Annotated in this window: 9 protein-coding genes; 2 read left to right on the top strand and 7 right to left on the bottom strand. The window is 26.8% G+C overall.

Features of this window, described 5'->3' with window-relative positions:
• Positions 1-18 precede the first annotated feature (18 nt).
• Positions 19-1101 (bottom strand): DUF563 domain-containing protein, encoded by a 1083-nt coding sequence (locus GQX97_RS00645; RefSeq protein ID WP_157150044.1) that lies wholly within the window; start codon positions 1099-1101, stop codon positions 19-21.
• A gap of 267 nt (positions 1102-1368) precedes the next feature.
• Here GQX97_RS00645 and GQX97_RS00640 point away from each other — a divergent pair, with 267 nt between their 5' ends.
• On the top strand, positions 1369-2256 hold the full coding sequence (locus GQX97_RS00640; protein WP_157150043.1) for a radical SAM protein: 888 nt from the start codon (positions 1369-1371) through the stop codon (positions 2254-2256).
• Between the two features lie 83 nt (positions 2257-2339).
• Here the strand turns inward: GQX97_RS00640 and GQX97_RS00635 are convergent, their stop codons facing one another.
• Genes GQX97_RS00635 through ftsZ form a run of 4 tightly spaced genes read right to left on the bottom strand, consistent with a single transcriptional unit; the run spans position 2340 to position 7469 of the window.
• Positions 2340-3194, bottom strand: coding sequence for an SPOR domain-containing protein (locus GQX97_RS00635; RefSeq protein ID WP_157150042.1), 855 nt, complete (start codon positions 3192-3194; stop codon positions 2340-2342).
• Positions 3145-3762, bottom strand: coding sequence for a dephospho-CoA kinase (gene coaE, locus GQX97_RS00630; RefSeq protein ID WP_157150041.1), 618 nt, complete (start codon positions 3760-3762; stop codon positions 3145-3147). The genes GQX97_RS00635 and coaE overlap by 50 nt, the downstream gene beginning before the upstream one ends.
• Positions 3763-3768: 6 nt before the next feature.
• Positions 3769-5664 carry a hypothetical protein gene (locus GQX97_RS00625; RefSeq protein WP_157150040.1) on the bottom strand — a complete coding sequence of 632 codons (1896 nt, stop codon included), beginning with the start codon at positions 5662-5664 and terminating at the stop codon, positions 3769-3771.
• Positions 5665-5675: 11 nt separating this feature from the next.
• Positions 5676-7469 (bottom strand): cell division protein FtsZ, encoded by a 1794-nt coding sequence (gene ftsZ / locus GQX97_RS00620; RefSeq protein ID WP_157150039.1) that lies wholly within the window; start codon positions 7467-7469, stop codon positions 5676-5678.
• A gap of 193 nt (positions 7470-7662) precedes the next feature.
• Here ftsZ and mtaB point away from each other — a divergent pair, with 193 nt between their 5' ends.
• Positions 7663-8910: a tRNA (N(6)-L-threonylcarbamoyladenosine(37)-C(2))-methylthiotransferase MtaB gene (gene mtaB, locus GQX97_RS00615; protein WP_157150038.1), complete on the top strand. Its 1248-nt coding sequence runs from the start codon at positions 7663-7665 to the stop codon at positions 8908-8910.
• An 18-nt stretch (positions 8911-8928) separates the two neighbouring features.
• On the opposite strand, the gene GQX97_RS00610 is transcribed toward mtaB, so the two are convergent.
• The gene (locus GQX97_RS00610) at positions 8929-9732 is read right to left on the bottom strand and encodes a hypothetical protein (protein WP_157150037.1); all 804 of its coding nucleotides are present in this window, start codon (positions 9730-9732) and stop codon (positions 8929-8931) included.
• Between the two features lie 35 nt (positions 9733-9767).
• A complete protein-coding gene (locus GQX97_RS00605; RefSeq protein WP_157150036.1) occupies positions 9768-12167 on the bottom strand; it encodes a GAF domain-containing sensor histidine kinase in 2400 nt (799 codons plus the stop codon).
• Positions 12168-12172 lie beyond the last annotated feature (5 nt).

Here is a 12172-nt window from a genome sequence, read left to right as displayed (position 1 = left end):
TTAGTACATACTATATAATTAATCATTGTCAAATTGAAATAGAACTTTACTAAATAAATCCAAATCTATTTTGAAACTAAATTGATTAATAGACTTTCTAAATTTGTTATGGTATAAAATATTATTTGGATCTTCTTCAATATATTCAAAATATTTCATACCTATAGTATCACATATTTCTTTATGATAATATTCATATCTAATATAAGCTACTATACCAAGTAAAGACGTATTTTTATCGCAACAAACAATGTTCGTAAGTCCACTTCCCAATACCGATATAATTTTCTTAGCTTTATTAAATATGCAAAACTGTTCTGCTATGCTGTAATCTTCTGGATAGATTATTTTATACCCTAAAGGTTCTATAAGTTTTATTAATTCTTTTTCATTAATTATATTCCTAGTTTTAACTTTCTTTCTGCTTATATAAATTTTATCATAAAATTCTACATTAATACTTTTTAAAAGTTCTTTTGTAAAATTCAAATATTTATCGCATACCCATTTTGGAGGAGTTTCAGTATAATATCTGGGATATGTAGTAAAAAAAAGATTTTCACATAAAATTTCTTCTTCTGATATATACAATAATTTACTCTCATCTATACCAAACAAATTAAGACTGTCTTTATAAAATTTATTTCTACATTTTGTGCTTACAATAAAATAATCTATTTCATTGAATACATTAGCATCTTTTAATAAAAAAATTCTCGATATAATATCATGCATCCAATCACCATAAAAATTTTGATGTTGCGACATTAAAATAAAAACTTTTCCTCTTATCTTTTTAATTCTTCTAAATCTATAAAGAAGAAATATACCTCCTATCTGGTCTACATAATTTAACATATTATACGGAAAGGTTTCATCTATAAATTTATTTTCATGATTGAATATAAATCCGTAATAATGAAACATTTTCCCATCTTTTATTGAACATACAAATACAGTTTCATTATCATAATTCAATTCTTTATAAAAAGTATGACTTATGTCTTTAACATTAACTTTATTATTATTAAGCCACTGTATGTATCTTTTTCCTATTTCGCCTCTTATTCTTGGATGTATTATTGAATCAATTAAAGACATTTATTATACTCCATGAATAAGATTAATATAAATTAAAAAAGTAAATAAAGTAATAATTGACTTACTTATAAAAAATAGAGGAAAATATCTGGCGTAATATAATAATTGATTTAAAAAATGATTTTTTAGCTTGCTCTTATCGAATTCTAAACATACAAACATGTTATTATTATACATCATTAATAAAAGAAATCAATATATACTTGACAAATTATTAATCATATTGTATATATAAATAGTATATATTTTATAAGTGGATTAATATATATGATACAATATAGAGAAATTAACTGTAAATCAGCACTAAATAAAATAAATAATAAATACGGTTTTTGTTACGATCTAAACATATACAGAGGCTGCATTCATAAATGCTACTACTGCTTTGCCGTGTATTCTCATAAATATATTAATTCAAGAGATTTTTTTGGAGAGATATTCGTAAAGAAAAATATTGCTGAAATATTAGAAAAAGAGTTATCATCAAGAAATTGGAAAAGAGATATTATTAATTTGGGAAGCGTTACGGATAATTATCAAGATGCAGAAAAAGATTATAAACTTATGAGAGATATATTAAAACTTCTTATAAGATATAAAACACCAATGTGCATATCAACAAAAAGCGATTTAATATTAAGAGATTTTGATTTGATAGATGAGCTTTCAAATATAGTTCCTATTAGAATAGCTACTACTATAACAACATTAAATGAAAAACTCTCATCATTAATAGAGCCTAATGTAATAAGCCCACTAAAAAGATTAGAAATATTAAAAGAGTTCAAAAAAACAAAAGCAACAGTTGCAATTCACACAATGCCTGTAATGCCCTTTATCACAGAAGATGAATTAGAAAATATTTTTAAAACAGCAAAAGAATGCGATATAGATTACTGTGCCGCAGATGCCTTAAAACTATGCGGAGAATGCAGAAAGATATTTTTAAATTTTGTTAGGGAGAACTTTCCAAATCATTATAAAAAATATTTGTATATTTATGGAAGTAACGGCATTCTTAAAGATGATTATAAAGAAAAGATGTATAAAAAAATAAAAGCATTGGAAGAAAAATATAATATATCATACAAAACAAGAGAAGAATTACATAAAGAAAAAATTAATATACAGCAAGAAGAAATACTTTTATTTTAAAAAATTTTTAAAAAATTAACCCCCTCTCAAAGCATTAACTTTAAAAGGGGATCAAAAATAACTTTTAGGATATCTTTAAAATATTAACTTATTTTCTTATCGGAATAAATATAACTATCTTTATATATAGGATTCTTTTTAATCTCAGCTAAAACCTTTTGAGCATCTTCTCTAGTTTCATATCTGCCTATTTTTAATTTATACATAGTTTTACCGTCTGAACCTACTTCCTCTTTAACAAAAGTTTTTGGATATTTAGCTTTTAATGTATCTCTTGCTGAGTAAGTATTATCTTTATCAAAACCAACTGCCACTTGTATAAAATAAATAGAGTCTTGAGAAGATGATTTAGTATATGGTACAGTTGTAGTTACTTCTTTTTTCTCTATAGGTTTTACACTAGCTATCATTTGCTGAGGAGGTGTATATGTTGAATTTGGAGTTTGTTCTCCTTTAATATTTGCATTAATAGCATCAAGTTCTGAAGCTAAGTTTTTAGTGTATTCATTATATCTATCTTCTGAAGACACACCCTCTCTAATAATACTGCTGCTTGATAAAGTATTATTATTTAAAGGTTCAATATTTTCTATATTTGAATCAACAATAGTAGACTCCTGCATACTATTTTCTTGACTATTTAAATTATCAGCCATAGACAAAGTATCTACATTATTTAAATTGTCAGTATTCTCTCTCATAAGTATATCACTTGAAACATCTGCACTATTATGAGCAGTATAACTAGCCTTAGAAGAGCCTAAATGAAAACCTATAACAAATATAAACAATATTAAACTAGCGGCACTTACAGAAAATACCAATAGTCTTATAGGTGTAAAATTAACTATATACAATGTTCTTTTATTCTTTTGATGATTATTGAGCTTAGTAGAATAATCTCTTTCTTCCATGTTTTCTTTTTGATTCATTTCCATAATGCCTTCCTAATTTTTGAGATATAATCACTAAATGATTATAATCTCTCATATTGTTAACAATAATATCGGCATCAAGTTTCTTATTTTTTACATCCCTTTGCATTTTTAATATCTTTCTTGCATTATGTTCTGATATATTTCTAGTTTTTTGCATTCTTTTTAATATGTTAGAAGTTTTGGCATTAACAAAAATTAAACTATTACAAAGTTTATAAATATTACTTCTCATAATTAGAGCAGCTTCTATAACAACATCTTTGTCAGTGGAATTTACTAAATCTTCTATTTTTTTTTCTATATAAGAATAGGTAATATCTTGAAGTTTTTTTAATTTTTTTTTATTAGAGAATACAATACTTCCAAGTTTTTTTCTGTCTATATTATTATTTGAATCTAATATACTCTCAGAAAACTCTTTTACAATAATATCTTTTTTATTTTCTAAAGCCTCATGACCAAGCTTATCAGCATCTATATAAAAAGCATCTAATTCTCTTGAAAGAAGCTTAGAAAAAGAACTCTTACCAGAACAAATAAGACCATATACACCTATAATATTTCTCATAAGCAATTATTGAGTAACAGTAGCATTTGTATTTACTGTATTAGTAACATAAGGAACTATTATTTGATTTATATTAATTTTGCTTAAAGCTCTATTATCTATAAGTTTAATTAAAGATACATTCTCATCAACTGTTATTACTTTAGCCAAACCAATAGCCTCTTCATTAGTCATATTCAACTGTGCTTTAGTTGTATTATATATCATCATATTCATATTATTGCTTAAGCCTTGAAGTTTGCCAGCATTAATATATATATTGTCATTATGTATTTTAATTATTTTAGAATAGAAAGGCACTGTATTATTAATAACATTTCCAGCCATAACAGCAGCAGTCATCATCTTATCTCTGCCTCTAGTAGTGATTGTAAAGTTAGTAACAACTCTCTCTGTATTAACATCTACTAAGTCAAGCATTAAAGTAATATTATCATATCCGCTAAATGTAGAACCTCTTAAATAATAATCAGCATTTCTTCTTTTTAATTCTTGATATAAATCTCTATCAGAATAATAAGTATTATAAATATCTACAACATTAAATCTGCCATACTGAGGAAGCACATAAGATAATGTTTGATATAATGCAGTATTTAAAAACATTGGGCTGTCTTTTTGTATATTAATAGTATCAGCTATAGCAACTGTAAAACCCGGCTTATCTACATTATATTGATTATCTATTCCCCAAGTTCTTGAAATTATATTTTTATCTAATTGTCTTTTATAGCTGTCATATTTATAAACAATAGATTTATTAGTAGGATTAACATTTTTAGCTATCTCTAATTCTTCTAAAGCCTTTTCTTCTAGTCCCATTCTTTTATAAACATCAGAAAGCATAAGTCTTGCATAAGTATTAGCAGGGTTTAATTTTAACATATGTTTTAAATATGCTTGAGAGCGAATCTTATCAGCAAGTCTAGTATAGTAAGAAGCCTTATTAGCATAATATAAAGCAGCCCTATCTCTTTCATAATCAGCTTGAGGATTAGTATTTAATAAAACTCTCTCATAAGCTAATCTTCCAAGCTCATCTTCTGGTTTTACTCTTAAATAATTTATATAAGCATTTTTAGCACTAGAGAAATTATTAGCCTTCTCATAAACATTGCCTATATAATAATTTTTAGTATCATCTCTAAAGCTTGATTCTGGTAAATATTCTAATATAGCTATAGCATCATTATATCTATCTAAAGCCATATAAACATTTGCCTCTAATATTTTAGCATCATTATAATTTGTGTAATAATATAAAGCGTTTTTAATCTCATTTAAAGATGCATTATAATTACCAGTTATATAATAATAATTAGCTAAATTATAATAAGATTCAGCCATTTTAGGGTTATTTTTTATATTTAGATTAAACAAATCTAAAGCAGTAACTCTGTCGCCGTTAGCAAGTTTCAAATATGCAAGTGCCACAGGAGCCTCACTTCTAGTTCTATCTATTATCATAGCTCTTTCATATAGGCTCATAGCTGTTTTATAATAACCTACTCTCTCACTTAATAAACCTTCAGCATAGCTTGCAAGATAATTTTTACTGTCTAATGCTTTAATTTGATTGATTGTAGCTCTTGCTTCATTATTTTTATTGTTTAAAAGTTCTATAGTTAATTTTCTTTCTAAAACTCTATAATCTTTAGAATGATATCTATAGGCATCATCTATAAGAGTTTGAGCCATAGTGTAATTTTGAAGTTTTATATAATTGTCTATAAGTAAGAGATATTCATTTATGTTACTTGGTTTAATGTTTAGTGAATTTAGCACAGAGATGGATGCTTCATAATTTCTATTGTTATAGAGATTTAAAGCATCCTCATAACTCTGTGCCAAAGCACTGCATACTGTTAAAACAAATAAACAAAAAATTTTATATATATTCAACGCTGTAACCCTTATCTATTAATATTTCTTACTTGTAATGGTCTTCTAAGAAATGCTGGTTTTTCATAATCAGTATCTACACTCTCATCAGCAAATGGCAATTTAGCTCCCAAATTATTATGCTTTTGCATCTCTTCTTCAGGTATAATCTCAAAAGGAGTTGCCACTCTTCTCTCTTCATTAGTTTCTTCTTCTAAAACACTATGAAGTTCTGCTCTATATTCTTTACGTTCTTGTCTTTCTATAGTATTCATTTTGCTATTTTCTAACTCTTCTTCATATTCCTCAGCAACATCATTATCACTCAATATATTCTCCCTAGATAAATTAACATCAAAATTATTTGATTTTAATTCATTTTCAAGATTTAATCTGCTAAAAGTGCTTTTAGCTATTACAGGTTTTTTCATCTCTTGTATTTTATTTTTAAAGTTAATAACATATTTATTATTTGAAATATCATCACTATTTTCTGTTTTTTCTTCTATTATTTCGTTCTCTATATTCTCTGCATTTTCTATGTTTTCTACATTATTTATGCTTTTCATATGATTTTCTATATAAGTTTCAATTTTTTTATTTTCTATATTATTTGAATTTTCTGTATTAGAATTATCTGCATTAACTGCAGCATCTACAACAAAATCATTTTTTTGAGTTTCTTTAATATCATTAGAATTATTTTCTATATTATTTTTTACTTCATTATTAGAAACATCATTTACTTTATCATCTTTTATAGTATTAGATTCTTTATCTTCTATTTTTTTTTCTTCATTATTATTAGAATTATTATCAAAACCAGTAGCAACTATTGTAACAATAATCTCATCTTTAATCTCTTCTTTAGTACAAACACCAATTTTTATATTAGCATTTTCATTAGCATAGTTATTAATAATTTTGCTAGCCTCTCTGTACTCTTTCATACCAAAATCTTTAGGACAAACTATATTAGCAAGTATTCCTCTAGCATTTTTAATACTAGCAACATCCAAAAGCGGATTTTCAAATGCATTAGTAATAGCCTTGTGAAGTCTGTCATCACCTTTACCAACACCAATACCTAAATGAGCCCTTCCATTAGAAAGAGAAATCATAGTTTTTACATCGGCAAAGTCCACATTTATAAATCCAACCTGAGTGATAATATCAGAAATACCCTGAACACCTTGACGAAGTATATCATCAACAACAGCCAAAGCCTCTTCATATTTATAGTTATCCATATCAACCATATCATAAAGGTTTTCATTAGGTATAATAATAAGCGAATCTACAACTGTAAGCATTTTTTCTATGCCAGCCTCAGCACGCTCCATTTTAAGTCTGCCTTCATACTCAAAAGGTTTAGTTACAACACCAATAGTTAAAGCACCAGCCTTTTTAGCAGCCTCAGCCACCACAGGACTAGCACCTGTACCAGTACCGCCTCCAAAACTGCTCGCAATAAACACCAAATTAGCACCGCTTACAATCTCTTCTATTTTAGCAACATCTTCTCTAGCAGCTTCAGCACCCTTCTCTGGGTCTGTACCTGCACCTAAACCTTGCGTAACTCTATCGCCTAAAACTATTCTAGTAGGAGCATTAGAACGAGATAGTGCTTGAGCATCGGTATTCATAGCTATAAAATCAACGTTTTCTAAGCCTTCAGCTATCATTCTGTTTATGGCATTACATCCGCCGTTACCGACACCTATAACTTTTATTACTGTGTCTAATGATGAGAGGTTATTGTAAGAATTCATTGATATGCTCCCTTTGGAATTTTCATCTAATTCTATTCGATACTTGCTATCCATTATATACTCCACTGAATATAATTTAATATAAAGATATTATCGGCATTTTACTAAACATAATTATATTAACATAATTAAAATTTTCTGCAAGTAGTAAAAATAAAAAAATATGTTATTATATCATTTGTTATTATTTATAAACAAAAAATAAATATAGTTTTAATAATAATATAATTAATAAAGAGAGAAATAAATGAATATACATATACACACATTCGGATGCAGACTAAATCAATACGAAAGCGAAAAGATAGCCTATGAATTAAAAAACATGGGAGCAAATATCACAACCCTAAAAGAAGCAGATGCTATAGCAATCAATACATGCACCGTAACAAATGACAGCGATAAAAAATTAGTGTCATACTTAGAAAAATTGGAAGATATAGAACAAAAAAAAATATTTTTAATAGGCTGCTATGTTTCAAAAAAAGGATTTACTACAGAAAACAAAAATATAATAACAATTAATAATGACCATAAAGAAGAAGCAGCACAAATAATATTTAATAATATACAAAAAGACACAAACAAAGAAATAAACTCTCCAATATTTTTCCCTCAGGAGCAAAGCAGAGCATATTTAAAAATACAAGATGGATGCGAAGTGTTTTGCAGTTATTGTATAGTTTCGAGAGTACGCGGCAAACATAAAAGCCTTGAACCAAATAAAATATATGAAGCTATAAAAATTGCTAATGATTATAATTATAAAGAAATAGTATTAACAGGACTTAATTTAGGCTCTTATAATTTTAACAACGAAATAAAATTTGCTGATATACTAAAAAACATATTAGAACATTCTTCTAAATACGGCATTAGAATAAGACTTTCATCTGTTGAGCCGATTTATTTTGATGATGAGCTTATAAACCTATTTAAAAATAAAGATGTATTATGCCCGCATGCTCATATTCCATTACAATCTGGAAGCAATAAAATATTAAAATTAATGAACAGAAGATATACAAGAGAAGAATATTTAACTTCCATAGAAAAATTATATAAAGTTAATCCAGACATGGCAATAAGCACAGATATAATGGTTGGCTTTCCAGAAGAAGAAAATGATGATTTTAACGATACATACAATTTATGCGAAGAGTCAAAGTTTATAAAAATGCATGTGTTTAGATATTCAGACAGAGAAAACACACCATCATCAAAAATGCCGAATAAAATAGGCTACAGAAGAAAATTAAAAAGAGCAAAACTTTTAAATGAATTAAACAACAAAATGAAAGATAATTATTATAACAATGCTTTAGGCAAAAAATTGGATGTTATTGTTGAAGAGGTTTTAGATAATAATTATTACATAGGCACAAGCGGCGAATATTTAAAAGTAAAGTTCAAAAGTGATAAAGCCTTAAATAAAAAAGAGCTAATAACAGTAAAATCTTTAAAATATGAAGATGATATTATAATAGCAGAGTAAAATAATATTAAAACCTTATCAAGACATTTTTTTGATGTCATCATCCATTTTCTTTTTCCAAAGGTCATAAATCTTTTTCTGTGACTCCGCCTCTTCTGTTTCATTAAGATATATATTTATTCTTCTTAAAGTAGCCATTAAATTAAGAGCTATTTTCATATCATCTAGTCTTCTTTCTTTTAATTCATACTTTGTTCTATGCTGTTCTGCCGCTGCTGATAGTAAAGACTTTGATAATCTCATGAGTTTAACTCTGTAAATATACCCATCTATATCTGGGCTTAACTCTTTTATGTAATTTTTAAAATCTATTATGTTTTTTGATATTAAAGCAAAACGCCATTCTATCTCATAAAAATTCTGAAGCCACTTAGAAGTTTCACCATAGCAATACTTAAAAAAGTCTATAACATAACCAAATGAACATATAAACTTATATCTCCATTCATCATTAAGCTTATCTTTTAAATATTCATGTATATCTTCATTTAATGAAAGCGAATCATCGGCATAATTGCCTAAAGCCTCTTCAAGTAAAATAATGGCCTTGTTAATATATCTTCTTCCATCATTAAGCTGATTTTCTGATCTCACATCTATAGAATCTATTGCAACATAACAAGAAGTTGCTATTAATGAAGAAGCATTTATATATAAAACCGCTAAATCTATCTTTTTTAATGATGCATATAATTCATCATCTATAGTAGATATTTCTTTTTCTAATTTGTTTAATTTAGATTCTACAACAGAAAGTAAATCTTTATATTTGTTTTGTCTTCTAACACATTCAGCCTTAGCTACTTCACTTATTTTTGCCATAAAATTACTCCAACACTATTATCGGAATATTTTTATTAATTATTTAAAACCTCAGGAACTGTAATAGTAAAAGTAGTAGTTTCAAATGGAATATTAATGCTTTTTACATTCATGCTTCCTCCATGAGCCTCTACTATTCTCTTTGATATAGCCAAACCAATACCAACACCATGGCTTTTTGTGGTGAAAAATGGCTTAAAAATATTTTCCATAACTTCATCTGAAATATAAGAATTAGTGTTTTCTACTATTATATCTATCATTGAATCATTATATAAATTATCACTAAATAAAACGCTTATTATAGCATATTGTTCATTAGATATAGCATCTATTGCATTAACAACCAAATTGAATATAACCTCATTCATTCTATCATAATCCCAATGTACAATATCTTTTTTACTGAAATTATGAGCATAAAATTTAATATCTTTGTTGCTTTTCTTTATGTATTCTTTAGATATAATAGTAATATATTTAATGATATCTTCTATTTTAATTTTCTCTGTTTCTAAATTAATACTCTTAGCAAATGATAAGTTCTTTCTAATATAATTTTCTAAATTCTCAACCTCATCGGCTATAATCTGAGCATACTTTTTAATATTCTCATCGGTACTTACTTTTACAAGCCTATTAGCAAACCCAGCAATAGGCACGATAAAATTCCTCAAATTATGTGCCATCGAAGAGCTCATCTCCCCTATAATAGCCAAACTCTTCATATCAAATAAAGTCTTCTGTGCCGTCTTTAAAGCATTATTATTCTTTTCAAGTTCATTATAAAGTGATGAATATCCCAAAGCAACAGCTGCCTGTCTTCCAAACATCTTTAAATAATCCAAATCGTCATTAGGTATAGGCTTATTGTTAAAAGGATTATCAACTAATATCATACCTATACATTTAGTAGCATTCATTATTGGTATAATAGCAAAAGGATAATCTCCAAATAAGTCTGTATACTGCCTTAATTGTTCAACTCTATTATCTTCATTTATATTAGTAATATTAATAGTATCATGAGTATTAAAAACCTCAAAAAATAACTCACAATTCTCATTATTAGGTATAACTGTGTTAATAAATTGCTGATTCAAATCCCAAGAAGCCTTGATACTATTCATATTAAAAGAAAGCATTATCTTTTCTCTTAAAGCATACTTATCTATATTTTTCATATCATTCCATATATAAGCAGCCTCTTCACCATCTTTAGGAGCTATACACATACGTCCCCTAAACACATTAAACCCTTCATCATAAAGAAAAGCAAATGCCCTATTAAAAGCAAAAACATCTCCTATAGTTGTAATAGTTAAAAGCAAAAATAATATATCTTCTGTCTTTGAACGCTCTACCAAAATAGTGCTCATATCATATAATGTATTTAAACGAGACATATGACGCATATTTTTTTCATTAGCTTTGCTTAACTCTACTATATTAAAATATTCTGATACCCTACTTGAAATGTTTAATAAAAGCGGCTTTAATAAACCTGCATCTTCATTATCAAAATCACCCAATGGATTAACAGCATCTGGAATCCTATCTATTACAACAATATAAACATCAACTCCCTCTCTAATCATAACCCTATTAAACAACACAGATCTATTAATAATACCAACAAATTTTTCTGCACATTCAGTCTTTGCTATATTATTAATAAAACTTTTTCCATCTTTTATGCAATTAGATAGATGATTTTCTTTCTCAAAAATTGTACAATCAAAATTATCATCAAAACCATATTTTGATATAGTTTCAAACCTAGTATTATTATCATAGCTAAACATCATAAACGCTTTGCGGGAACTGAATATATTTGCTATATCTTCTGAAATGCCTTTTAGATTAGAATCAAATTTGTCTATATCGCTTAATTTTATATAAAGCTCTCTAAGTAACTTTAATTGTTTATCTTTTTCTTTATATGTAACATTCTGCAAAACATTATTGGCATATACTGCAAAATGACCTATTATGTTAAGTAAATCTTCTAAGATATTTTTATAATACTCTCTCTTATCCTCTTTATTTCTAAAAGCAATTAAACCTATAGGGTTATTATGCAGATAAACAGGCAGAACCATTAGTGAAGAATAATTATTAAAAACATCATACTCACTAATATTCATATTATTTCCAACATATCTTTTTTGCTTATATAAAACTTCCTCTATTCTGTTTTTTACTATAGGAAAATCAACCTTACAAACATAATACCTATCAATGCCGTATACTCCCCTAAGTATTAAATAGTCCCCTTTTGAAAAATAAACCTCTCCGCAATCAAATCCATAAAAATTACAAACCTGCTCTAAAAAAAAATCTACAACTCTATCTATCTCATAGGTGTTTTCCATATAAAGAAGCCCCATAGATAAGTCTCTAAAAAAAGTTTCTATAGATTTATGTTCTGACATAAAAA

The sequence above is a fragment of the Brachyspira sp. SAP_772 genome, assembly GCF_009755885.1.
In the GTDB taxonomy this organism is placed as follows: Bacteria; Spirochaetota; Brachyspiria; order Brachyspirales; family Brachyspiraceae; genus Brachyspira.
The sequence above is the reverse complement of the archived record's forward strand: the minus strand, read 5'-3'. Positions and strand labels throughout refer to the sequence as shown.